Annotated in this window: 22 protein-coding genes; 6 read left to right on the forward strand and 16 right to left on the reverse strand. The window is 67.9% G+C overall.

What is annotated here, in order from left to right; all coding sequences use genetic code 11:
- Nucleotides 1-5: 5 nt before the first annotated feature.
- A complete protein-coding gene (locus RKE40_RS20560; protein WP_316020078.1) occupies nt 6-245 on the reverse strand; it encodes a hypothetical protein in 240 nt (79 codons plus the stop codon).
- Nucleotides 246-365: 120 nt separating this feature from the next.
- Here RKE40_RS20560 and RKE40_RS20565 point away from each other — a divergent pair, with 120 nt between their 5' ends.
- Together RKE40_RS20565 and RKE40_RS20570 are read left to right on the forward strand one after the other, a co-directional pair.
- Nucleotides 366-839, forward strand: a complete 474-nt coding sequence (locus tag RKE40_RS20565; protein WP_316020079.1) for a DUF992 domain-containing protein — start codon at nt 366-368, stop codon at nt 837-839.
- A 182-nt stretch (nt 840-1,021) separates the two neighbouring features.
- On the forward strand, nt 1,022-1,381 hold the full coding sequence (locus tag RKE40_RS20570) for a response regulator (protein WP_316020080.1): 360 nt from the start codon (nt 1,022-1,024) through the stop codon (nt 1,379-1,381).
- A 26-nt stretch (nt 1,382-1,407) separates the two neighbouring features.
- On the opposite strand, the gene RKE40_RS20575 is transcribed toward RKE40_RS20570, so the two are convergent.
- The 5 genes from RKE40_RS20575 to RKE40_RS20595 all read right to left on the reverse strand — a co-directional run bounded on the left by RKE40_RS20575 (nt 1,408) and on the right by RKE40_RS20595 (nt 5,632).
- Nucleotides 1,408-2,787 carry a sensor histidine kinase gene (locus RKE40_RS20575; RefSeq protein ID WP_316020081.1) on the reverse strand — a complete coding sequence of 460 codons (1,380 nt, stop codon included), beginning with the start codon at nt 2,785-2,787 and terminating at the stop codon, nt 1,408-1,410.
- 135 nt (nt 2,788-2,922) lie between these two features.
- Nucleotides 2,923-3,333, reverse strand: coding sequence for a hypothetical protein (locus RKE40_RS20580; RefSeq protein WP_316020082.1), 411 nt, complete (start codon nt 3,331-3,333; stop codon nt 2,923-2,925).
- 16 nt (nt 3,334-3,349) lie between these two features.
- A complete protein-coding gene (locus RKE40_RS20585; protein ID WP_316020083.1) occupies nt 3,350-3,712 on the reverse strand; it encodes a glycine zipper domain-containing protein in 363 nt (120 codons plus the stop codon).
- A gap of 63 nt (nt 3,713-3,775) precedes the next feature.
- Nucleotides 3,776-4,951, reverse strand: coding sequence for an AI-2E family transporter (locus RKE40_RS20590; protein ID WP_316020084.1), 1,176 nt, complete (start codon nt 4,949-4,951; stop codon nt 3,776-3,778).
- Between the two features lie 111 nt (nt 4,952-5,062).
- Nucleotides 5,063-5,632, reverse strand: a complete 570-nt coding sequence (locus tag RKE40_RS20595; RefSeq protein WP_316020085.1) for a TetR/AcrR family transcriptional regulator — start codon at nt 5,630-5,632, stop codon at nt 5,063-5,065.
- Nucleotides 5,633-5,821: 189 nt separating this feature from the next.
- Between RKE40_RS20595 and RKE40_RS20600 the strand changes: the two genes are divergently transcribed.
- Nucleotides 5,822-7,873, forward strand: coding sequence for an oxidoreductase (locus RKE40_RS20600; RefSeq protein ID WP_316020086.1), 2,052 nt, complete (start codon nt 5,822-5,824; stop codon nt 7,871-7,873).
- Between the two features lie 61 nt (nt 7,874-7,934).
- Here RKE40_RS20600 and polA read toward each other — a convergent pair whose 3' ends face one another.
- Nucleotides 7,935-10,964: a DNA polymerase I gene (polA, locus tag RKE40_RS20605; RefSeq protein WP_316020087.1), complete on the reverse strand. Its 3,030-nt coding sequence runs from the start codon at nt 10,962-10,964 to the stop codon at nt 7,935-7,937.
- A gap of 81 nt (nt 10,965-11,045) precedes the next feature.
- Between polA and RKE40_RS20610 the strand changes: the two genes are divergently transcribed.
- Complete coding sequence (locus RKE40_RS20610) at nt 11,046-11,711, forward strand: nitroreductase family protein (RefSeq protein WP_316020088.1); 666 nt, start codon at nt 11,046-11,048, stop codon at nt 11,709-11,711.
- Between the two features lie 146 nt (nt 11,712-11,857).
- Here the strand turns inward: RKE40_RS20610 and RKE40_RS20615 are convergent, their stop codons facing one another.
- From RKE40_RS20615 to rph, 4 genes are all read right to left on the reverse strand, one after another.
- Entirely contained in the window at nt 11,858-13,084 is a 1,227-nt protein-coding gene (locus tag RKE40_RS20615; RefSeq protein WP_390893471.1) for an SMP-30/gluconolactonase/LRE family protein, read from the reverse strand.
- Nucleotides 13,085-13,254: 170 nt separating this feature from the next.
- A complete protein-coding gene (hemW, locus tag RKE40_RS20620; RefSeq protein ID WP_390893472.1) occupies nt 13,255-14,457 on the reverse strand; it encodes a radical SAM family heme chaperone HemW in 1,203 nt (400 codons plus the stop codon).
- A complete protein-coding gene (rdgB, locus tag RKE40_RS20625; RefSeq protein WP_316020089.1) occupies nt 14,454-15,101 on the reverse strand; it encodes an RdgB/HAM1 family non-canonical purine NTP pyrophosphatase in 648 nt (215 codons plus the stop codon). The genes hemW and rdgB overlap by 4 nt, the downstream gene beginning before the upstream one ends.
- A 4-nt stretch (nt 15,102-15,105) precedes the next feature.
- Nucleotides 15,106-15,822, reverse strand: a complete 717-nt coding sequence (rph, locus tag RKE40_RS20630) for a ribonuclease PH (protein WP_316020090.1) — start codon at nt 15,820-15,822, stop codon at nt 15,106-15,108.
- Between the two features lie 142 nt (nt 15,823-15,964).
- Here rph and hrcA point away from each other — a divergent pair, with 142 nt between their 5' ends.
- Entirely contained in the window at nt 15,965-17,047 is a 1,083-nt protein-coding gene (gene hrcA, locus RKE40_RS20635; protein WP_316020091.1) for a heat-inducible transcriptional repressor HrcA, read from the forward strand.
- Nucleotides 17,048-17,094: 47 nt separating this feature from the next.
- Nucleotides 17,095-17,703 carry an ankyrin repeat domain-containing protein gene (locus tag RKE40_RS20640; RefSeq protein ID WP_316020092.1) on the forward strand — a complete coding sequence of 203 codons (609 nt, stop codon included), beginning with the start codon at nt 17,095-17,097 and terminating at the stop codon, nt 17,701-17,703.
- Nucleotides 17,704-17,706: 3 nt separating this feature from the next.
- On the opposite strand, the gene RKE40_RS20645 is transcribed toward RKE40_RS20640, so the two are convergent.
- The 5 genes from RKE40_RS20645 to dnaA form a co-directional block, all read right to left on the reverse strand.
- Nucleotides 17,707-18,060, reverse strand: coding sequence for a cupin domain-containing protein (locus tag RKE40_RS20645; RefSeq protein WP_316020093.1), 354 nt, complete (start codon nt 18,058-18,060; stop codon nt 17,707-17,709).
- 1 nt (nt 18,061) lies between these two features.
- A complete protein-coding gene (locus RKE40_RS20650) occupies nt 18,062-18,676 on the reverse strand; it encodes a LysE family translocator (RefSeq protein ID WP_316020094.1) in 615 nt (204 codons plus the stop codon).
- 139 nt (nt 18,677-18,815) lie between these two features.
- Complete coding sequence (recF, locus tag RKE40_RS20655) at nt 18,816-19,943, reverse strand: DNA replication/repair protein RecF (RefSeq protein ID WP_316020095.1); 1,128 nt, start codon at nt 19,941-19,943, stop codon at nt 18,816-18,818.
- A gap of 11 nt (nt 19,944-19,954) precedes the next feature.
- The gene (dnaN, locus tag RKE40_RS20660; RefSeq protein ID WP_316020102.1) at nt 19,955-21,073 is read right to left on the reverse strand and encodes a DNA polymerase III subunit beta; all 1,119 of its coding nucleotides are present in this window, start codon (nt 21,071-21,073) and stop codon (nt 19,955-19,957) included.
- Nucleotides 21,074-21,240: 167 nt separating this feature from the next.
- Nucleotides 21,241-22,378: chromosomal replication initiator protein DnaA (gene dnaA, locus RKE40_RS20665; RefSeq protein WP_316020096.1), on the reverse strand; the 1,138-nt coding region annotated here is incomplete at its 5' end.

Here is a 22,378-nt window from a genome sequence, read left to right on the forward strand (position 1 = left end):
GCCGGCTATGACGCGATCGTGAAGATGCCCGGGGGCAGGCCCGCAGGTTCGACCTGCACGACCATCTGTGGCATGGGCCGTCCGCTGCTCAGCGCTTCGCGGCGGCGACCGAGTTCCTCGAGCGCGCTGTCGAGGTCGCATCCGGCGCTCAGAAGTTGTTCGAGCTCCCAGAATGGCGGAAGATCGCGCGGCAGGTGCGGTATCGGAAAGATCGGTGCCCTGTCGGTCTTGTTATGGTTTGGCATTTGCGCTTCCACTGCTTAGTTCCCATCAACGCAAGCACCGGATTGAGGTTCCGGATTAAGCGGGAACTGTGGAGCGATTGGGGCGTTCTGGCGAAGTTTCGAGGCATGGAGAGAGCGCGAATGGGACAATTGATCGAAGCCGCCGTCGTGCTCGCCGCCATGGCCGGGCTTTCGTTCGCGGCGGCCCCGGCGATGGCGCAGAGCCGCGCTCCGGCCGGGCGGCTGACCTGCTCAATCGGGACAGGCTTGGCGCAGGCCGTCGCGACGCAGCGCCCGCTGGAATGTCGTTTCCGCCCGCGCCGTGGTCCGCTCCAGACCTATACCGGGGTCATTCGCGGCTTCGCGCTCGATCCAAAAAGCGTCGGCCGCAGCCTGATCGCCTGGCACGTCTACGGCCCCTATGCGAGGGCGCCGCTCGGTGTGCTCAACGGGCGCTATGCGCGCCCGGCCAATGGCGGTCCCGCCCTGGTCGGCAGCATCGACAATGATGTGCGCCTCGAACCGCGGGCGCTGCCGATGCAGCGCGGTACCAATGTCGCGCTGGGGGTCACCGAGTTCGAGCTCAACCTGACGCGGGCGCCGCGCAAACGCTGAACGGCGCAGAGACTGCTTACCTTTTGCTAACCTTGCGCGCGCAATTTAAGTCTAATTCGATGCGTTTCTGCTCGGAAAACGACTCAAATCGGAACAAGATCGTCCGAGGGGGCGTTCTTCCAGCTCACAGGCAGAAACTGCATGGGAGCTGCGGCGTGAAGTTAGAAGGTAACCTGGAGATCATGTCTGATATCCGGATCCTCATCGTCGAGGACGATCCCTTCATCGCGATGGATATCGAGACGGCCGTCAGCGAGCAGCTCGGTGACCGTGCGGAACTCGTGGTCGTCGAATCGCTCTCGCAGGCCAAGATCGCCGCCGACAAGCCGGTTTCCTGCGCGCTCCTCGATATCGACGTCGTCGGGGGCAAGACCTTCGGCATCGCCGCCAGCCTGCGGGCCAAGGGGACGCCGCTGGTCTTCGTCTCAGGCTCGGCGCCGAGCGACGTGCCCGCCGAACTGCGCGACGTCCGCTTCGTCCGCAAGCCGTTCTCGACCGGTGAGATCGTCCGCTTCGTCTGCAACGCCCTGAAGGTCGCCTGAGGCGCTAGGCCCGCCTTTGCGTCTGCCTATTCGGGCGTCTCGTCGCCCGCTTCCACCCGCTTCGGAAATGTCAGCGCGATCCGTGTGCCCGGGCGAGCCGCGCCGGCTGTAAGCGGGCCAGATTCCATCGTCGCCCGCATGCTGCGCAGCAGGCTCTTGATCACCGACTTGCCGAGACCGGCAGTCGCATCCTCGGCAGCCATGCCGACGCCGTCATCCTCCACCGCCAGGACAAGGTTGCCCTCCTCCTCCGCGCTGTTGCTCAGCCGGATTGTGATCTTGCCGGCGATCCCGTCCGGAAAGGCGTGCTTGATGGCGTTGGTGACGAGCTCGTTGATGATCACGACGAAGGAGACCGCGTCGCGCCCGGGCAGGCGGATCGGTTCCATGGCGAGCTCGATGGTGATCGGCCGGCCTTCCGCCTGCTTGCCGATCTCGGCAAGCAGATCCTCCATATAGGGCCGGGCGTCGATCTCGTCGGCCTCGATGTCGAGGCGCAGGCGTCGCTGCCCCGCCGCGATCGCCTGGATGCGCGACTGCGCCTGCGCGAGCGCCTGCTTGACCAGTGGCTCGCGCGCCTGGCGGCTCTGGACGCTGAGCAACGCAGAGACCATGGCGAGGTTGTTGCCCACCCGGTGATTGACGTCGCGCAGCAGCGCCTCGATGCGCAGGCGCTCGTTCTCGAGCTGCTGGGTGCGTTCGGCGACCCGCTGCTCCAGTTCGAGGTTGGAGCTGGACAGGAAGATGTTGCGCCGGCCGCGGCTGCGGAACTGCAGCCAGGCGACGAAGCTCAGCCCGGCAAGGGCGACGAGGATGCCGATGCTGGCGAAGATGCGTCGGCGCGTCTCGCGGCGGCTGCGCTCGCGCAGCAGGCGGTTCTCTTCGGCCTGGATCGCGCCGGCCGTGTCGCGCAGCTCCTGCATCAGGCGATTGCCGTCGCCCTGCCGCAGCGCCGTCAGCGCTTCCTCGCGCTTGCCCTCGCGCACCAGCGCGACAGTGCTGTTCATTTCGGCGAGCTTGCGCTGCGCGAGGTCGCGTGCCTGGCGGATCCGCGTGACCTGGCCCGGATTGTCGGAGACCATCCGCTCGAGCACGTCGAGTTCGGGCAGGACGTTGAAGCGCGATTCGTTATAGGGCGCGAGATAGGCTTCGTCCCCGGTCAGCAGGAAGCCGCGCTGGCCTGTCTCGGCATCGAGCAGATTGCCAAGGAAGTTCTCGCTGCGCTCGCGCACATCGATCGATTTCGAGACCAGCCGGGAGGCTTCGATCGCCTGGAAGTTGATCCAGGCCGCGATCACCACCGCGATGGCGACGACGCCGATCGCGATCGCAGCCGAAGAGACCCTGCGCAGTTTCGCCGCGAGGGCGGGCCAATCCGGCGTCAGCCAGTGTGGACGGGTAGGCACCTGGGCGTTCATCGAGCCTTGAATAGATGCAAGCGTGTCATAGCCCTATGTAAAAAGACAGGTCGCGTCCATGCGTGGCAGCCGTTTGGGCATGCCGCTCGGCTGCGCACGGGCAAGGAACTTGCGGCTCTCGGGCTATTTTTCGTCTTCGCCCTCCCGGCCCTGCGCCATTTGCCGGCCGAGCAGGAGGCCGAGCAGGACGACGCCGCCGACGATGCCTGCCTTCCAGCCGATCTTGCCGCTGCCGACGAGCGTCGCCGCGACGGGAGCAGCCGCCATCGCCGCTTCGAGGCGCCGGCTCGGGCGCCGGCGGCTTTTGACATAGGCCCCGACGCCGAAGGCGACCAGCGCAGTCGCCAGAAGTCCGCCAGCGATCCAGAGGCTGGCCGCGATCCGGCCGTACTCGATCGCCAGCCAGGTATGGAGCGCGTCCAGACTGTAGCCGACGGCGCAAACCACCAGCAGCAGCCCGACCAGGTAAAGTCCGTAGACGGTCGCATTGCGGCGTACCGCGCTGCCGACCTCGCTCGTGAGCAGAGCCGTCAACCCCCCAAGCATGGGCTCAGCGTGCCGAAAGGAAGCCGACGAACAGTCCGACCGCAGCCGCCAGGCCGAGCGCGCGCAGCGGCCGCTCCTGGATTTCGCGGATGATCAACTCCTGCAGGTCGCTGGCCTGCTCACGGGCGACCTCCGTCATCTTGTCGGTATCGACCCCGACGGATTTGAGCTTGCTGCTGACTGTCGCTGCCAGATCCTCGGCGCCGCGCGCCAGGCTGTCCTCGATCTCGTTGGCCTCGTCGCGCAGCCGGCGCCCGGTCGCCTTGGCGCGCCCGGCGATCTCCTCGGAGCTCTCGGCGATCTCGTCCTTGGCGCGCCTCACCGAGGCGGTGGCCTGACGCTTGGCGGAAGTGGTGGTGGCGGCCATCAAACAGCTCCTTCGGTGACGGATATTAGTTGCGGCGCCGTTCTCACGGCGCAACTCGAATTTTCAACGCGCGAGCGCCGCCGCGGTTCCTGCCGGCCGCCCTGCCGTTTCGTCCGGCGGCTCTTCCTGCGCGGCCTCGCGGAGGCTGTGACGGTAGCGCACGAATTCCTCGCGCGCCACGAGCGCGACGAGCAGGATCGGCGTCGAAAGCACGGCCCCGATCGGCCCCCAGAGCCAGAGCCAGAAGATGAAGGAGATGAAGACGAGGAAGGGCGAGATCGTCAACCGGCGGCCGACGACGATGGGCGTGACGAGATTGCCCTCGATCAGGTGGACGATGAAGTAGGACGCCGCCGGCCAGGCCGCGACCAGGAGCGAGGAGGGCGAGAGCAACCCTGCGGCGAAGAAGGCGACCGTGACCATGATCGGCCCGATGAAGGCGAGATAGTTCAGGAAGAAGGCGAGCGCCCCCCAGAACAGCGGGTAGGGCAGACCGGCGAACCAGGCGATCAGCAGGCTGATCAGCCCCATGCCGAGATTGATCAGCGTCACCAGCCCGAAATAGCGGGCGGCCCTGGTCTCGATCTCGCTGAAGAAGCTGCCGGCCGAACGGCGCGCATCGCGACCGAAGCACAGCCGCAGGAAGCGCGCTTTGAGATGGCGGCGCGTCGCCAGCCAGAAATAGACCGTGGCGACGAAGATGAGGAGGCCGCCTGCCGCCGTGGTCGAGGAGATCGCGATCGAGACCAGTGGGTTGCCGTCGGACACGCTGACCTTGGTGCCGTCGCCGCCGGCGATGTCCCCGGCGATCTGCTTGAACTCCTCCATGAACGCGAAGACGCCGACGAGTTTGAGCTTCAGCGCCTGGACCATCTTCGGGAACTGGTCGCTCCAGGCGGCGATCGGCACCGTCAGCGTCGCGATCAGCAGGAGCAGCAGGAGAACGCCGAGCAGCACGACGATTCCGGCGGCGAGATGCTGTGGCAGGCCGCGCCGGACCATGGCGTCGACCGGAGGGCCGAGCACCAGGCCGAAGATCACCCCGGCGGTCACCGGCAGCGCGCTCACGCGTGTGAGGTAGAGGGCGGCGGTGGCGAGGATGATGAAGATGCCGACGATGGCATAGCGCAGGACGAGGTCATGCTCCTGCGGCGAGAGCTCGTCGCCGGACGGAAGCTCCTCGGCCTCCGGCTCCGCCATATAGCGCGGAAAGGGCTTCCAGGCGGATACGTTGAGCATTTGGTCGGTCCAGCGCGCAGCGGCGCCCCCCGGCGCACTTCGCGTGCTAAACGCGTCGATGCTCATCGGGGTTCCGGTCAGGCATCCCGCTGGACCCCGACCGGTGCCGACCTAATCCGGGAGATTCCGGCTGAGCTTGACGCCCAGCAGGCGTTCGGCCGAGCTGAGGCCGATGTCGATCTGGAGGGCCTCGTCGATTTCCTCGGCGCTCAGGCACCCTTCCAGCCAAAGCCCATCCATGATCGCGTTCAAGGCGATGCTCAGACGGTGCAGCTCATCCGCGGAGGCACGGATACCGTTCGCCGCAAGCACGTCTTCGATCAGGCTTCGGCATGCGGCGCGATAGGCGACATATTGCGTCCGGTGAATCTCCCTGAAGCGGTCGTTGATGTGCACCTGGCTGATGAAGGTCGCCCATAGCGAGAGAATCCGGGGCTCGGCGACGGGACCGCTGATGCTCATGACGAGGAAGCGCCGCAGCTTCTCGGTGGGAGGGCCGTCCCCCGCCGCAACCGCGAGCGGTGGCGCGGTGATGATTGCGATCGTCCGGCTGTAGGCTTCCGCGATCAGGTTCTCCTTCGAGGCGAAGTGATGCCGGATCAGGCCGTTGCTGACCCCGGCCTTGCTCGCGACCGCGCGCACGCTCGTGCCCTGGATGCCCAGCTCGACGATGCAGTCCATCGTGGCCTCGATCAGGTCGGTGCGCCTGTCGAAATCGGGAGCTCGCCTGAAGGAAGTCGTCACGTCGCCTCGTCCGAATTGTACCAAAGCCAGACTATGCACTTGCATAGTCTCTGTACGGTCGCATAGTGCTTGCCGGCCGGCTACCCGACATCGCCTCTGCCATTCCCGTCACATCAGCGAAACTGCATGCGCGACCCCCGTTACGACATCCTCTTCGAACCGGTGGCGATCGGCCCCGTCACGACACGCAATCGCTTCTATCAGGTCCCGCACTGCTCCGGCATGGGGCACCGCTACGCCCGCTCGGATGCGCACATGCGAGCGATGAAGGCCGAAGGCGGCTGGGGCGTGGTCTCGACGCAGGAAACCGAGATCCACCCTTCCTCCGACCTCACGCCGTCGAACCAGGGCCGGATCTGGGACGGCGCCGACGTGCGCGTCTTCAGGGAGGCCACGGACCTGATCCATGAGCGCGGCAGCCTGGCGGCCGTCCAGCTCGTCCACAATGGCCTGCACACCGCCAATCGGCTCTCGCGCATCGCCCCCTACGCCCCGTCCGACGCCGTCGTCGACCTCGATGATCCCGTCCAGGCGCGCGGCATGGACAAGGCGGATATCCGCGAGTTCAGGCGCTGGCACCGCGAGGCCGCGATCCGGGCACGCGAGGCGGGCTTCGACATCGTCTACGTCTATGCCGGCCACGACATGACGCTGCTGATGCATTTCCTCCTGTCGCGTCACAATCATCGGATCGACGAGTACGGCGGGTCGCTCGAGAACCGCCTGCGGCTCTTTCGTGAGGTGCTGGCCGATACCCGCGATGCGATCGGCGATCGCTGCGCGCTGGCGATCCGCTTCGCCGTCGATGAACTGATGGGCTCGGCCGGCATCGAGCGCGACGGCGAAGGGCGGGACATCGTGGCGGCGCTCGCCGAGGAGCCGGACCTCTGGGACGTGAACCTGTCCGACTGGTCCAATGACAGCCAGTCCGCCCGTTTCTCGCAGGAAGGCTATCAGGAGGACTACACCCGCTTCGTCAAGCAGGTCACGACCAAGCCGGTCGTCGGCGTCGGCCGCTACACCTCGCCCGACACGATGGTCCGTGTGATCCGGCAGGGGCATCTCGACCTGATCGGCGCCGCCAGGCCGTCCATCGCCGATCCGTTCCTGCCCCTCAAGATCCGGGAGGGCCGGATCGACGAGATCAGGGAATGCATCGGCTGCAATATCTGCGTCGCGGGCGACAACATCGTGGCACCGATGCGCTGCACCCAGAACCCGACGATCGGCGAGGAGTGGCGCAAGGGCTGGCATCCCGAAAAGGTTCCGGCACTGGCTGGTCCGGCGACGGCTCTGATCGTCGGCGGTGGGCCCGCCGGGCTCGAGGCCGCCCGCGCTTTGGCGCAGCGAGGTGCCTCGGTGATCATCGCTGATGCCGGAGCCGAATGGGGCGGGCGCGTCTCCCGCGAGAGCCGGCTTCCGGGGCTCTCCAGCTGGGCGAGGGTGAGGGATTGGCGCCTCGGCCAGCTTCGGACTGCAGCCAATGTCGAGATGTACCTTTCAAGCCCGCTGACGGCCGAGGACATCCTCTCCTATGGGGCCGAGCACGTCGCGATCGCCGTGGGCGCGAGATGGCGGGAGGACGGCGTCGGCCGGGCTCACCGGTTGCCGCTGCCATTCCTGAAAAATGGCAAGACCGCCGGGGTCGATCGACTCCTGGACGAGGGAAGCTCTGCCGCCGGGCCGGGGCCCGTGGTGGTCTATGACGATGATCGCTACTACATGGGCAGCGCCCTGGCCGAGCAACTGGCGTCCGCGGGGATCGACACGACCTATGTCACGCCGGCGCCGCTGGTCGCGGCCTGGACGGTGAACACGCTCGAACAGGCCCGGATTCACCGGCGACTGCTGGAGCTGGGCGTGAAGATCAGGCTGCTGTCCGCCCTCGCCGATCGCGCCGCCGAGACCGTGACGATCCGCTGCGTCTACTCGGAGGCTACCGAGGTCATTCCCTGCGACGTGCTGGTGCCGGTCACCGCGCGTCTCCCCTCAAGCGAGCTGTGGACGGCGCTGCAGGCCCGCCAGGAGGAATGGCTGGACAGCGGGCTGACCCGCGTCGAGAGGATCGGCGACTGCCTGGCACCGGGCACGATCGCCGCGGCCAATTACAGCGGCCACCTCTTCGCCAGGAGCCTGGGGGTGCTGGAGGACGCCGAAAGCGCCGACGCCTTCCGGTGATCCCGTGGCGCCGCGCTTGTGACTTTGCGCACTGGGCTCGAAACCCGATTGGGTTTGGAGCCTAGTGTGCCTCGTCCCAGTTCGTCGCCGCCCGGGCATCGACCACCAGCGGCACCTTGAGCTGCACCGCCGGATGCGGCGCCTCGACCATCACCTTTCGGATCACCGGCAGCGCCGCCTCGACCTGGGCCTCCGGCGCCTCGAAGACCAGTTCGTCATGGACCTGCAGCAGCATGCGGGCGTCGAGCTTGGCTTCGGCCAGCGCCCCGTCCATGCGCACCATCGCCCGGCGGATGATGTCGGCGGCCGAGCCCTGGATCGGCGCATTGATCGCCTGGCGCTCGACGAAGGCACGCTCTGACGGGTTCTTCGAGGCGACCGCCGGGAAATGGCAGACGCGGCCGAAGATCGTCGTCACCTGTCCGCTCGCCCGGACCGTGGTCTTGGCCTGGTCCATATAGTCGCGGATACCGGGGAAGCGCTCGAAATACTTGCGGATATAGGCGCTGGCCTCCTCTCGGGAGATGCCGAGCTGGTTGGCGAGGCCGAAGGCCGAGATGCCGTAGATGATGCCGAAATTGATCGCCTTGGCGCGGCGGCGGACCTCGCTCGGCATGCCCTCGACCGGCACGCCGAACATTTCGGACGCCGTCATCGCATGGATGTCGACGCCGTCGGCGAAGGCCTGCCGCAACTGCGGAATGTCGGCGATATGGGCGAGGATGCGCAGTTCGATCTGGCTGTAGTCGGCCGAGATCAGCTTGTTGCCCTTCTCGGCGACGAAGGCGGTCCTGATCTTGCGGCCGGCCTCGGTGCGGATCGGGATGTTCTGCAGGTTCGGCTCGGAGGAGGAGAGCCGGCCGGTGGTGGTCGCAGCCAGGGCGTAGGACGTATGGACCCGGTGGGTCTGCGGATTCACATAGGTCGGCAGCGAGTCGGTATAGGTCGATTTCAGCTTGGCGAGCTGGCGCCAGTCGAGAATCTTCGCCGGCAATTCATGGCCCTGCTCGGCGAGGTCCTCGAGCACGCCGGCGCCGGTCGCCCATTGCCCGGTCGCGGTCTTCTGGGCGCCGGGCAGCCCCATCTTGCCGAACAGGATGTCGCCGAGCTGCTTGGGGCTGCCGATGGTGAACTTCTCGCCGGCGAGCGTGTGGATCTCGTCCTCCAGCCTCGCCAGTGACTGGGCGAAATCGCCCGAGAGGCGCGACAGGATCTGGCGGTCGATGGCGATGCCGCGTTGCTCCATCTGGGCGAGAACCTGGACGAGCGGCCGTTCCAGAACCTCGTAGACTGCGGTCTTGCCCTCGGCGGTGAGGCGGGGCTTCAGCGCGCGCCAGAGCCGCAGCGTGATGTCGGCATCCTCGGCGGCATAGGCGGTCGCCTTCTCGATATCGATCCTGTCGAAGGTGACCTGCGCCTTGCCGGTACCGGCGACCTCCGAATACGGAATCGTCTTGTGGCCGAGATGCAGCTCCGAGAGCCGGTCCATGCCGTGATTGTTCTTCCCGGCATCGAGCGCGTAGGAGATCAGCATCGTGTCCTCGATCGGCGCGACGGCAAGGCCGTGGCGGGCGAGCACGAGCAGGTCGTATTTCAGGTTCTGGCCGATCTTCAGCACGCCGGGATCGGCGAGCAGCGGCCTCAGCGCCTCGATCGCGTCGGCGAGCGGGATCTGGCCTTCGACCATGCCGCCGCCGAACAGGTCGGCCCCGCCGCGATGCTGCAGCGGCACATAGCACGCCTTGCCGGGTGCGACGGCGAGCGAGAAACCGACGAGGTCGGCCTGCATCGCGTCGAGCGAATTGGTCTCGGTGTCGAGCGCGACCTGGCCCGCCTCATAGGCCCAGCCGATCCAGCGCGTCAGATCGGCGATGGTGCGCACGCACTCATAGGCGGTACGGTCGACCTTGAGCTGGATCGCCTCATCCTTGCGTGCCGCGGCGAGATCGGCGGGCTTCAGCCAGCCATCGGCGGCGGCAGGTGCCGGGCTCGCAGCCGCTGCCGTGGCGGGCGCTGCGCCGCCCGTGCCGGCGACCGGCGGGACGACGGCGTCCGCTCCGGCGTAGAGCGAAAGCAGCTCGGCGGCGCGCGCGCCGCCCGGGGCGAGCGCCGGGTCGGCCTCGACGGCGGCGACATCCGCCTCATAGGCCTCGGCGGCGCGCTTGGTGATGGTCGTGAATTCCATCGCCTTGAGGAAGGCTATGAGCTTGCCGGGCTCGGGCTGGGCCAGCGTCAGGTCGCAGAGCGGCGTCTCGACGGCGACGTCGTCGACGAGCGTCACGAGCTTGTGCGAGATGCGGACCTTCTCGACGATCTCGGGATTGGTCAGGGTCTCCCGGCGCTTCGGCTGCTTGATCTCGCCCGCGCGCGCCAGCAGGGTTTCAAGATCGCCATATTCGCCGATCAGCTGGGCGGCGGTCTTGATGCCGATTCCGGGCGCGCCCGGGACATTGTCGGTGGCGTCGCCCGCGAGCGCCTGGACATCGGTGACCTTGTCGGGCGTCACGCCGAAATACTCGACGACCTCGGGCTCGCCGATCCGCCGCTCGGCCCGGAAGCCCGCGCCCTTCTTGGCGTCTCCGGAGGCCGGGTCGTACATGGCGACTCCCGGCCGCACGAGCTGCATCAGGTCCTTGTCGGCCGAGACGATCAGCACGTCGGCGCCGGCCTCGCGCGCCTGTTTCGCATAGGTCGCGATCAAATCGTCGGCCTCGTAGACATCCTGCTCGACCGGGATCAGCCCGAAGGCCCGCACCGCCTCGCGCATCAGCGGAAATTGCGGGATCAGGTCCGGCGGCGGGTCCGAGCGGTTGCCCTTGTAGGCGGGGTAGATCTGCTTGCGGAACGAGTTCTCGCTCTTGTCGAAGACGATGGCGAGATGGGTCGGCCTGACGCCGAGCACACCCTCGCGGACGAACTGGAAAAGCTTCGTCGCGAACAGTCGAACCGCGCCGGAGGGCAGCCCGTCCGAGCGGGCATTGTATTTCCGGTCCTGATTGATCGACTGGAAATAGGCGCGGAAGATGAAGTTCGAGCCATCGACCAGGAAGAGGTGGTCGCCGGGCTTCAGCGAGGGGCTATCGTTCGTCATGCGCGGGACCATAGGGCGATGGGCCGGGATGGTCTATTGTGCAAGCAGGCTCGCCCGCAAGAAGCTGTCAGGAGGAAACCGATGAACGTCTACGCGACCATGCCGCTCGCCTTCGAGGGCTGCCCCGAGGAGGAGATGCAGGTGCGCGCCGACGCCTTCCTGGCGACGATGCGCAAGCGCCGCACGGTGCGCGACTATTCCGACAGGCCGGTGCCGCGCGAGGTGATCGAGGCGGCGGTCGCGACCGCCGGCACGGCTCCTTCCGGCGCCAACCAGCAGCCCTGGACCTTCGTCTGCATTTCCGACCCGGAGCTGAAGCGGAAGATCCGCGAGGGCGCCGAGGAGGAGGAGCGCGCCTTCTATGCCGGCCGCGCCGGCGAGGAATGGCTGGATGCACTCAGCCATCTCGGCACCGACGAGCACAAGCCCTTCCTCGAGACCGCGCCCTGGCTGATCGCGATCTTCGCGCAGCGCTGGGGCTATGACGCGCAGGGGCGCAAGGTGAAGCACTATTACGTGCCGGAATCGGTCGGCATCGCCGCCGGATTCCTGATCGCCTCGCTGCATCAGGCAGGCCTTGCGACGCTGACCCACACGCCGGCGCCGATGAACTTCCTCAACGAGCTCTGCGGCCGCCCCGACAACGAGAAGGCGGTGATCCTCCTTGTCGTCGGCTATCCCGCCGAGGGCTGCCTCGTTCCCGCCATCGGCAAGAAGCCGCTGGAGGAGATCGCCAGTTTTCTCTGAGGGCGGCTGGTTCCGATTGATCGTGGTCAGGCGCGTGCGGGCCGTCATTGCGAGCGCAGCGAAGCAATCCAGGAGTGGCAGCGCTCTGCGTTCCCTGGATTGCTTCGTCGCTTCGCTCCTCGCAATGACGGCGGATGCCGCACTGCTCAGGCCGGCGCGGCGCCCTGCGTGCCGAGATAGAGCGCGTAGAGCGACTGGCTCGCCGCCATGAACAGCCGGTTCCGCTTCGGCCCGCCGAAGCAGACATTGCCGCAGATCTCCGGCAGGCGGATGCGGCCGATCAGCTTGCCGGTCGGATTGAAGCAGAGCACGCCGCTGTAGCCGACCGCCCGCCCGGCATTGGACGAGGCCCAGAGATTGCCCTCGACATCGCAGCGCAGCCCGTCCGGCCCGCATTTCACGCCGTCGACCATGCAGTCCGAGAACAGCTTCTGGTTGGAGAGCTTGTTGTCGGGCCCGACATCGAAGACATGGATGTCGCCCTTGCCGCCAGGCCCGGTATCGCCCGGGCCCTTACCGGTCGAGGCGATGTAGAGCTTCTTGTTGTCGGGCGAGAAGCAGAGCCCGTTCGGGTCCGGCACCTGGCTTTCATTGACGACGAGGTCGACGCGGCCGCTCGGGTCGATCCGGTAGCAGTTCGTCGGCAGTTCGCGCTTGAAGAAGCCGATCTCGGGCGGCTGGCCGAGGCGCGGGTTGATCTTGCCATTGGCGTTGCTCGGCCCGCCCGCCGCATCGGGCGCGCCCTCGTAGAGCTGGCCGCCATAGGGCGGATCGGTGAACCAGTAGCTGCCGTCGGGATGCTGGACGATGTCGTTGGGCGAGTTCAGCCGCTTGCCGTCGAACTTGTCGGCGAGGATCGTCACCGAGCCGTCGAGCTCGTAGCGCACGACGCGGCGGTTGAGGTGCTCGCAGGAAAGCTGCCGGCCCTGATAGTCGAAGCTGTTGCCGTTGCTGTTGCCGGAGGGCGTGCGGAAGACGCTGACGCGGCCGTCATCCTCGAGCCAGCGCAACTGCCGGTTGTTGGGGATGTCGCTCCAGACTAGATAGCGTCCCTGCGCGTTCCAGGCCGGGCCCTCGCTCCAGAGCGCGCCGGTCCAGAGTCGCTGGATCGGGGCATTGGGCTGGGCGAGGCCGTTGAAGGCGGGGTCGACGGCGATGATGTCGGGATCCCAGAAATAGGTCGTCGGCGCGCCGTTCCGGCTGAAATCGCGCGGTGGTGTGGTCACCGTGCTCGGCGGCGCCGCCGGCCCGGAAGGAGCCTGTGCGAGGGCTTGCCCCGCGCTTGCGGCGAGCGCGCCGGCCCCGGCGACCTGCAGGAGCCTGCGGCGCGAAAACGCCGGGCGCGATCCATCGTCCATCGACTGCTGATGCATCTTGGCCTCCCTGGATTGGACTGTTCCGTCCTTGCGGGAAGCATCGGGAGCGCCGATTGCGGCGGCGGCGTGGCGCCGATGTGACGCAGCGTCATGACTGTTGTCGATCGACCGGGGCTTCCCCTCCGGCTAAATCGGTTTAATGCTCGGGATTCCGCTCTGCCTGCTGTTCAGGCGGCGAGATCGGCGACCAGCGCGTCGAGCAGGAGCGCGCCTTCCGGCGTCGCGGCGAGGCGCCCGCCGGGCTTGCGCATCAGGAAGCCTTCGCCGATCAGGCTGCCGATCCGGTTCGAGTTGAGCGGCCGGCCCGACAGGGCCTCGAACACGGCAAGGTCGATGCCGTCGACGAGCCGCAGGCCCATCAGGAGGTATTCGTCGCCCTGCGCTTCGGCGGTTAGCTGCTCGTTCTCGATCAGCGCGTCGCCATCGGTCTCGACCCGCTGCAGCCAGGTCTCGGGATGCTTCTCGGTCGATTGCGCCATCCGGCCGTCGGCCGTCACCAGCCGGCCATGGGCGCCAGGGCCGATGCCGGCATATTCGCCATAGTGCCAGTAGACCAGATTGTGCCGGCATTCGGCGCCCGGCCGCGCATGGTTCGAAATCTCGTAGACCGGCAGGCCGTGCTTCGCCGTGATCTCCTGCGTGATCTCGTAGAGCTCGGCCCCGGCATCGGGATCGGGAATGGCGAGCTTTCCGGCCTGGAACAGCTTGTCGAAGGCGGTGCCGGGTTCGATCGTCAGCTGGTAGAGCGAGAGATGCTCGGCGGCATGGCTGATAGCAAGCTCGAGTTCGGCGCGCCAGAGCGCCGGCGTCTGGCCGGGCGAGCGGGCGTAGATCAGGTCGAAGGAGTAGCGCTCGAAATATTTCCGAGCGATCGCGACCGCGTCCAGCGCCTCCTGCGCCGAATGCATCCGGCCGAGGGATTTGAGGTCGGCATCGTTCAGCGCCTGCACGCCGAGCGAGACGCGGTTGACCCCGGCCGCCCGGAAATCGCGGAAGCGGCCGGCCTCGACGCTGGTCGGGTTGGCTTCGAGCGAGACCTCGCAATTGGGATCGACGGCCCAGTGCTCGCCGATCGCGTCCAGGATCGCGCCGACAGTCGCGCCTTCCATCAGCGAGGGCGTGCCGCCGCCGAAGAAGATCGAGGAGACGGTCCGGCCCGGCGCCAGCGCCGCGCGATGGGCGATCTCGCGCCGGAAGGCCGCGATATAGCGGGCCTGGTCCGGCGGCGAATGCCGGACATGGCTGTTGAAGTCGCAATAGGGGCATTTGGCCAGGCAGAACGGCCAGTGCACATAGACGGCGAAGCCGGCATCCGCGGTCGGATGTGCCGGCACGCTCTGCCGCCCAGCCAAGGCGGCCTTGCCCGTCAAGCGGGCTTCCTCAGGCAGGCGGCGGCCAGCACATGGAAGGCGCGGGCGCGGTGTGACAGGCCGGGCGAGCCATCGGCCGGAATGCCGTGCTTCTCCTCCGCCGTCATCTCGCCAAAGGTCTTGGCGTAGCCCGCCGGCTGGAAGATCGGGTCGTAGCCGAAGCCGGATGTGCCGCGCGGCGCATCGACGACTGCACCGAAGACGCGGCCCTCAAACAGTTCCTGATGCCCGTCCGGCCAGGCGATTACGAGCGCCGAGACGAAATGCGCCTTTCGCTGTTCCGGCATGGTCGCGCCGCGCTTGGCGAGCTCGGCCTGCACACGGGCCAGCGCCGGGGCGAAATCCTTGCCCGGACCGGCCCAGTTGGCCGAGAACAGGCCGGGCGCGCCGTCGAGCGCGTCGATGCAGATGCCGGAATCGTCCGCCAGCGCCGGCAGGCCGGACGCGTTCGCCGCCGCCACAGCCTTGATCGCGGCGTTCTCGGCGAACATGTGGCCGTCCTCCTCGGGCTCGGGCAGGCTAAGCTCGCCCGCCGAGACCAGCTCGACGCCATAGGGCGCCATCAGCTCGCGCATCTCGCGCAGCTTGCCCTGGTTGTGGGTCGCGATCACGACCTTGCCGGAGAGGGGGCGGTTTCCGTTCATGGCGTCAGGCCACCGCCGCCTTCTGCAGCGCTACGAGCTGGCCGACGCCGCCCTTGGCGAGCTTGAGCAAGGCCATCAGCTCGTCCTCGGAGAAGGGCGCGCCCTCGGCCGTACCCTGGACCTCGACGAGGCCGCCCGCGCCGGTGATTACGAAATTCGCGTCGGTCTGGGCGCCGGAATCCTCGACATAATCGAGATCGATCACCGGGTTGCCGGCGACGATGCCGCAAGACACCGCCGCGACATGGTCCTTCAGCGGGTTGGTGCCCTTGAGCATGCCCCGCCCTTCCATCCATTTCAGCGCATCGTGCAGCGCGACCCAGGCGCCGGTGATCGAGGCGGTGCGGGTGCCGCCATCGGCCTGCAGCACGTCGCAGTCGACGACGATCTGGCGCTCGCCGATCGCGGTGAGATCAACGACGGCGCGCAAGCTGCGCCCGACCAGACGCTGGATCTCCTGCGTGCGGCCCGAGGGCTTGCCGGAGGTGACCTCGCGGCGGGTGCGCTCGTGCGTGGCGCGCGGCAGCATCGAGTATTCGGCGGTGACCCAGCCCTTGCCGGTGCCGCGCAGCCAGGGCGGCCCCTTTTCCTCGACGGTCGCGGCACAGAGCACCCTGGTCTCGCCGAAGCTCACCATGCAGGAGCCCTCGGCATAGCGGACCACGCCACGCTCGAGCGTGACCTTGCGCATCTCGTCGGCGGCACGCTTGGAGGGTCTCATCGTCATCGTCCTGCTTTTCTGGGATTGGCGGCTTGTAGGCGTTTCAAGATGGGGCGGCAAGGCGAGGCCGTGCAGATGCCGCTTGATCCGCCGCGCCCGCGAAGGGACAATGGAGCATGTACAACAGGCCCCTTGCCGCCAGATGAGCGCCTATACGCGCCCGGAAACACCGGGCGGCTTGGTCGAGATCGACCAGCGCTCGCGTGAAATCTTCCGCCATATCGTCGATGGCTACCTCGCCACCGGCGAGCCGGTCGGCTCGCGCAACATCGCGCGCCTCCTGCCGATGACGCTGTCGCCGGCGACGGTGCGCAATGTCATGACCGATCTCGAAATGGCCGGACTGATCTACGCCCCCCACACCTCGGCCGGGCGCCTGCCGACCGAGCGGGGCCTGCGCTTCTTCGTCGATGCGATGATGGAGGTCGGCAACCTCACTTCGGAGGAGCGGACCCGCATCGAGGCGCAGATGCGCGCGGCTGCAAGCGGGCGCACCCTCGACGGCACGCTGACCGAGGCTTCCGCCTTGCTGTCAGGTCTTTCGCGCGGAGCGGGCGTCGTCGTCACCACCAAGGCCAATGCCCGGCTGAAGCATATCGAGTTCGTCCGGCTTGATGCCAATCGCGCCCTCGTCGTGCTGGTCGCCGATGATGGCACGGTCGAGAACCGCCTGCTCGCGCTGCCGCCGGGCCTGCCGGCCTCGGCGCTGGTCGAGGCCGGCAATTTCCTAAATGCCCGCATCGCCGGCAAGACGCTGGCGGAGATCCGCCGCGAGATCGACGACAGCCGTGCCGAGATGGAGCGCGAGCTCGACGGGCTGACGGCGCGTCTCGTCGAAAGCGGCATCGCGACTTCGTCCGGTCCCTCCGGCGACCGGCACCTGATCGTCCGCGGCCAGGCCAATCTGCTCGAGGATCTCAAGGCGCAGGAGGATCTCGAGCGCATCCGCCTGCTCTTCGCCGATCTCGAGACGCAGACCGAGCTGATCGACCTTCTGACCCGGGCCGAGGCCGGCGACGGGGTGCGCATCTTCATCGGCTCCGAGAACAAGCTGTTTTCGATGTCGGGTTCTTCGATCGTCGCCGCGCCGTTCCGCGACGGCGAGCAGCGCATCGTCGGCGTGGTCGGCATCATCGGCCCGACGCGCCTTAACTATGCCCGGATCGTGCCGATGGTCGACTATACCGCGCGGGTGGTCGGGCGGCTGCTCGAAGGTGGACGATGAGGCGGACTAGGCGGCTTTTGGCCGGTGTTCTGGCGGGGGCGATGCTGATGACGGGCGCTGGTGCGGCAACTGTGGACCTGCTCTCCGCTGCGTCTTCCGGCAATCTCGCCGAGGTCGGCCGGCTGATCGCGGCCGGGGCCAACCTCGAACAGCGCGACGGGCAGGGCCAGACCCCGCTGCTGCGCGCCGTAGCCGGCAACCATGTCGCGGTCGCCAAGGCGCTGCTCGCGGCCGGTGCGAGCCTGAATGCCCGGGCAGCCAACCAGGACACGCCCTGGCTGCTCGCCGGGGCCGCCGGCCGTAGTGAGATCATCGCTGCCATGCTGCCGCTGAAGCCCGATCTCTCGCTGCGCAACCGCTATGGCGGCGACGCGCTGATCCCGGCCTGCGAGCGCGCCCATGTCGAGACGGTGAAGCTGCTCCTGACCAGCGGCATCGACGTGAACCACGTCAACAATCTCGGCTGGACCTGCCTTCTGGAGATCGTGATCCTCGGCGATGGCGGGCCGCGCCACCAGCAGGTGGCGAAGCTCGTGCTCGATGCCGGCGCCAATCCCAATCTCGCCGACAAGGACGGAGTCACCCCGCTCCAGCATGCCCGCAAGCGTGGCCAGAGCGAGGTCGCGAAGCTGATCGCCGCAAAGGGCGGGCGCTGAGCTTTATTCCATCCAGTCGGTGACGAAGTGCTCGCTGGCGTGGATGTCGATCGATTCCAGCGTGTCCGGTCCGAGGCTGCGAAATTTGTGCGGCACGCCGGCCGGCACCACCAGGATCTCTCCCGGCCCCGCCTCGATCTCCCGTTCGTCGATCGTATAGAGCGCCCGGCCGGCGCGGACGATGAAGGTCTCGGGGTAGGGATGGCTGTGCAGTCGTGGCCCTTTGCCCGGCTCGGCCCGGACGAAGATCAGCGAGACCTCGCCGCCGAAGCCCTGAACCTCGCCATGCCATTCGCCAGGCGTCTCGGACCAGTCCTCGCGGCGAACGGCGTGGAGACCTGCGTTCGTGCCCGCCATCTCAGCCGCGCGTTGCGATCAACGCCGCGGCGCCGGCCATGACGCCGCCGGTGAACCGGTTGATCCGGCGCATCGTGCGTGGGCTGGAGACCAGCCGGCGGGCGCGGTCGGCCGCATAAGCGTAGCCGAGCAGCGTGGTGTTGATGATCACCATGGTCAGCACCGCGATCTCGACGAAGAGCAGCGGCGTGATCGCGCTGAGATCGACCACCAGCGGCAGGATCGAGACGAAGAACACCATTACCTTGGGGTTGCCGAGCGTCAGCGCGATGCCGCCGAAGAACAGGCGCCAGCCCTCGCCGGGGATGGCCTCGGGCGCCTTGGTGCTATCGACCGGCGTGGTCCAGAGCTTCCAGGCGAGATAGATCAGATAGGCGCAGCCGGCATATTTGATGGCGACGAAGACGCCGTGGAAGCTCTGCATCAGCAGCGACAGGCCGAGCGCCGAAAAGGTCAGCCAGACGAGGTCGCCGGCGGCGATGCCGAGCACGAAGGGTACGGCGCGGCGAAAGCCGGTCGAGAGCGAGCGCGCGACCAGCGCCGCGATGCCCGGCCCCGGCGACGCGACCGCCAGGAAATAGACCCCGGCAAAGACCATGAATCCGGCGATGTCCATGCGTTCGGTTCCCTGCGGCGTGCAGCTCTGCTGGCCGGCGAATTTAGCAGTGCGCGGCGCGGCTGTCCCATCGGCATGCGTGATGTCTGCGATCAGCGAGGGTGAGGCCTGCCGGGTTCAGCGTCCGGATACAGGTGCCTCAGGGCAGGGCGGCGACGTTGCCCGGCGTGACCAGGAGGCGCTGGGATTGCGGCGGCAGGTCGCCGAACAGAGCTGGGTCGGCGCCGGTCATCCAGACCTGGCAGCCGAGCTCGCCGAGCCCGGCATAGAGCGCGGCGCGCCGGCGCGGGTCGAGATGGGCGGCGATCTCGTCGAGCAGCACCAGGGGCGGCAGGTCGCTCATGCTCGCCACCAGCCGGGCATGCGCCAGGACGAGCCCGATCAGCAGCGCCTTCTGCTCGCCCGTCGAGCCCTGGCCGGCCGGAATGTCCTTCAAGGCATGGCGGACCAGAAGGTCGGAGGCCTGCGGCCCGGCGAGCGTGCGCCCCGCCGCCTTGTCGCGCGGCCGCATCTGCGCGAGCAGCTCGCGGTAGCGGTCCTCTGCGTCGAGCGCCGGCAGGCTCGCGACCAGCGCGTCGATCTCGCCTTCGAGCCGGATCTGCGCATGCGGGAAGGGCGAGCTCTCGTCGCGGTTCTGCTCGATGATCGTCGACAGCCGCGCCACGGTTTCGGCCCGGGCGGCGGCGACCGCGACGCCGAGCTCGGCGATCTCGCGCTCGACCGAGTCGAGCCAGCGCCGCTCGAACGGGCTCTCCTCGAGGATGCGGTTGCGCGAGCGCAGCGCCTTTTCGAGCGCGTTGGAGCGCGTGCCATGGCTGGGGTCGACCGCGAGCACCAGCCGGTCGAGAAAGCGCCGGCGCTCGCCGGCCGAGCCGCGGAACAGGCCGTCGAGATCCGGCGTCAGCCAGACCAGGCGCAGATACTCGCTGAAAGCCGTCGCGGAGCCGGCCGGTGCACCGTCAATGCGCGCGAGGCGGGCGCGGCGGCCTTCGGCATCGGGCGGCTCCAGTCCGATGCCGAGCCTTGCCCCGTCATCGGCGAGCCCGACCGATACGGCAAAGCCGCCATCACCCGGCACCCGCACCATATCGGCAAGATCGGCGCGCCGCAGGCCGCGCCCGGGCGCGAACAGCGAGAGTGCCTCGAGGAGATTGGTCTTGCCGGCCCCGTTCTCGCCGCACAGCGCAACGAGCCGGCCCTCGATCGCAAGATCGAGGGCCGGGTAGGAGCGGAAATTCTGCAGGGTGAGGCGGGCGACCGCGGTCAAGGCTGGTCGCGTCAGACCCGCATCGGCATCAGCACATAGAGTGCCGAGGCGCCCTCGCGGTCCTGGATCACCGTCGGCGAGCCGGGATCGGCGAGCTTGAGCAGGGCGGTATCGCCGTCGAGTTGGGCGGCGATGTCCATCAGATAGCGGGCGTTGAAGCCGATATCGAGCGGGCTCGCATCGTAGTCGACCTCGATCTCCTCGGTCGCCGAGCCGGAATCGGGATTGGTCACCGAGAGCGTCATCCGGCCCTCGGCCATGGACAGCTTCACGGCGCGGCCGCGCTCGGACGAGATCGTCGAGACGCGGTCGACCGAGGCGGCGAAATCGCCCTTGTCGACGGTGAGCAGCTTGTCGTTGCCGGAGGGAATGACGCGCTGGTAGTCGGGGAAGGTGCCGTCGATCAGCTTGGAGGTCAGCACCACCGCCGCCGTCGCGACGCGGATCTTGCTGCCGGACAGTTCGACCTGGACCTCGCTCTCGCCGTCCTCGAGCAGCTTCTGGATCTCGGCCACGGCCTTGCGCGGCACGATCACGCCCGGCATGCCGAGCGCGCCCTGCGGAGCGGCGGTGTCGACGCGCGCGAGGCGGTGGCCGTCGGTCGCGACCGCGCGCAGAACCGGGCGACCCTCGACGTCGATGGCGTGCAGATAGATGCCGTTGAGATAGTAGCGGGTCTCTTCGGTCGAGATCGCGAACTGGGTCTTGTCGATCAGGCGCTTGAGCTCGCCGGCCGGAAGCACGAAGCGGTGCGCCATCTCGCCGGCGGTGATGTCCGGGAAATCGCTTTCAGGCAGGGTCTGCAGGGTGAAGCGCGAACGGCCCGAGCGCAGCACCATCTGGCCGCTGTCGCCGGTCGTCTCCAGCGAGACCTGGGCGCCGTCCGGCAGCTTGCGGACGATGTCGTAGAGCGTGTGGGCCGGCACGGTGGTCGCGCCGGGCTCGACGATGTCGGCCGGGACCGTCTCGACCACCTCGATATCGAGATCGGTCGCTTTCAGCTTCAGCCCGTCCTCGCTGCCGCGCAGCAGCAGGTTGGAGAGGATCGGGATCGTATTGCGGCGTTCCACCACGCGATGGACATGCCCGAGCGACTTCAGGAGCGTGGAGCGTTCGACCGTAACCTTCATGGCGTCTTCTGGCATGTGCTGGCGTCCACCGGACGGCGGGCGACGGAATGGCCCGCGACATTGCCGGAGCGCTTGCGCCGGCGCAAGGGTGCGCGCGCCGGCAACCACAGCTTACCGCCACGCAGTGCCGTTTCCGGACTGCGCAAGCCCGTCCGTCGGGAGTAGCCTCACTCCTGCAGCATGCGCTTCAGCAGATCGACCTCGTCATGCAGCAGCCGGTCCTCGCCGATCGCCTTTTCAATCTTGCGCACCGCGTGCAACACGGTGGTGTGGTCGCGCCCGCCGAAGCGACGGCCGATCTCAGGCAACGAGCGCGGCGTCAGCGCCTTGGCGAGATACATCGCGATCTGGCGCGGCTTGACCACGGCGGCCGTGCGCCGCTCCGAGAGGATGTCGGCCCGGCTGACATTGTAGCGGGTCGCGACCAGCTTCTGGATCTCCTCGATCTTGACGCGGCGCGGCTCGCGGGTGCGCACCAGGTCGCGGATCGCCGCCTCGGCGGTTTCCATGGTCACCGTCGCCCCGGTCAGGGTCGCATGCGCCAGGATCCGGTTGGCCGCGCCGTCGAGGTCGCGGCCATTGGTGGCGACCGCGCGGGCGACATAGGCGACAACGTCCGGATTGACCTGGAAGGTCGAATGCGCCGCCTGCAGCGCTTCGAGCCGGCTGCCGAGGATCTTGACGCGCAGGCCTTCGTCGAGCTCGCCGATCTCGACCGCGAGGCCGCCGGCGAGGCGCGAGCGGATGCGCTCCTCCATCGTCTCGAGATCGCCCGGCAGCCGGTCGGCGGCGACGACGATCTGCTTGCCGGCATCGATCAGCGCGTTGATCGTGTGGCCGAACTCCTGCTGGATCGAGCGGCCCTGGATGAACTGCACGTCGTCGACGATCAGCAGGTCGATACCGCGCAGCTTCTCCTTGAAGGCGAGGGCGGTCTGCGACTTCAGCGCCGCGACGAAGCCGTACATGAAGCGGTCGGCGGTGAAATAGGCGACGCGCTTGCCGTGCTGGCGCGCGTCCTGGGCGATCGCCTGGATCAGGTGCGTCTTGCCGAGGCCGACGCCGGCATGGATGTAAAGCGGGTTGTACGGCGTCGCGCCGGCCGGGGCGGCGGCAATGCGCTCGGCGGCGGCAAAGGCGAGCGCGTTCGACTTGCCGACGACGAAGCTCTGGAAGCTCATGCGGCGGTCGAGCACGGTGCCGCAGGCGTCCACCAGATCCTGCTCGCAGGGCGGCAGGGTTGCAGCGGCGGGCGCGGCCTCGGCATTCGTCGGCGCGGGGACGCGGGCGGCGGTGGTGCGGGCG

Origin of the sequence: Allobosea rubneri (assembly GCF_032464875.1) — a bacterium.
GTDB lineage: Bacteria > Pseudomonadota > Alphaproteobacteria > Rhizobiales > Beijerinckiaceae > Allobosea > Allobosea rubneri.

What these genes read in the sequence shown, in the direction of transcription:
- RKE40_RS20565 (WP_316020079.1), top strand. Translation starts at nt 366, where the DNA reads ATGGGACAATTGATCGAAGCCGCCGTCGTGCTCGCCGCCATGGCCGGG.
- dnaN (WP_316020102.1), bottom strand. Translation starts at nt 21,073, where the DNA reads ATGAAGGTTACGGTCGAACGCTCCACGCTCCTGAAGTCGCTCGGGCAT.
- RKE40_RS20590 (WP_316020084.1), bottom strand. Translation starts at nt 4,951, where the DNA reads ATGCTCAACGTATCCGCCTGGAAGCCCTTTCCGCGCTATATGGCGGAG.
- RKE40_RS20645 (WP_316020093.1), bottom strand. Translation starts at nt 18,060, where the DNA reads ATGGCGGGCACGAACGCAGGTCTCCACGCCGTTCGCCGCGAGGACTGG.
- RKE40_RS20560 (WP_316020078.1), bottom strand. Translation starts at nt 245, where the DNA reads ATGCCAAACCATAACAAGACCGACAGGGCACCGATCTTTCCGATACCG.
- RKE40_RS20595 (WP_316020085.1), bottom strand. Translation starts at nt 5,632, where the DNA reads ATGGACTGCATCGTCGAGCTGGGCATCCAGGGCACGAGCGTGCGCGCG.
- RKE40_RS20640 (WP_316020092.1), top strand. Translation starts at nt 17,095, where the DNA reads ATGACGGGCGCTGGTGCGGCAACTGTGGACCTGCTCTCCGCTGCGTCT.
- hrcA (WP_316020091.1), top strand. Translation starts at nt 15,965, where the DNA reads ATGAGCGCCTATACGCGCCCGGAAACACCGGGCGGCTTGGTCGAGATC.
- RKE40_RS20600 (WP_316020086.1), top strand. Translation starts at nt 5,822, where the DNA reads ATGCGCGACCCCCGTTACGACATCCTCTTCGAACCGGTGGCGATCGGC.
- RKE40_RS20570 (WP_316020080.1), top strand. Translation starts at nt 1,022, where the DNA reads ATGTCTGATATCCGGATCCTCATCGTCGAGGACGATCCCTTCATCGCG.
- rph (WP_316020090.1), bottom strand. Translation starts at nt 15,822, where the DNA reads ATGAGACCCTCCAAGCGTGCCGCCGACGAGATGCGCAAGGTCACGCTC.
- polA (WP_316020087.1), bottom strand. Translation starts at nt 10,964, where the DNA reads ATGACGAACGATAGCCCCTCGCTGAAGCCCGGCGACCACCTCTTCCTG.
- RKE40_RS20610 (WP_316020088.1), top strand. Translation starts at nt 11,046, where the DNA reads ATGAACGTCTACGCGACCATGCCGCTCGCCTTCGAGGGCTGCCCCGAG.
- RKE40_RS20650 (WP_316020094.1), bottom strand. Translation starts at nt 18,676, where the DNA reads ATGGACATCGCCGGATTCATGGTCTTTGCCGGGGTCTATTTCCTGGCG.
- rdgB (WP_316020089.1), bottom strand. Translation starts at nt 15,101, where the DNA reads ATGAACGGAAACCGCCCCCTCTCCGGCAAGGTCGTGATCGCGACCCAC.
- RKE40_RS20615 (WP_390893471.1), bottom strand. Translation starts at nt 13,084, where the DNA reads ATGCATCAGCAGTCGATGGACGATGGATCGCGCCCGGCGTTTTCGCGC.
- RKE40_RS20585 (WP_316020083.1), bottom strand. Translation starts at nt 3,712, where the DNA reads ATGGCCGCCACCACCACTTCCGCCAAGCGTCAGGCCACCGCCTCGGTG.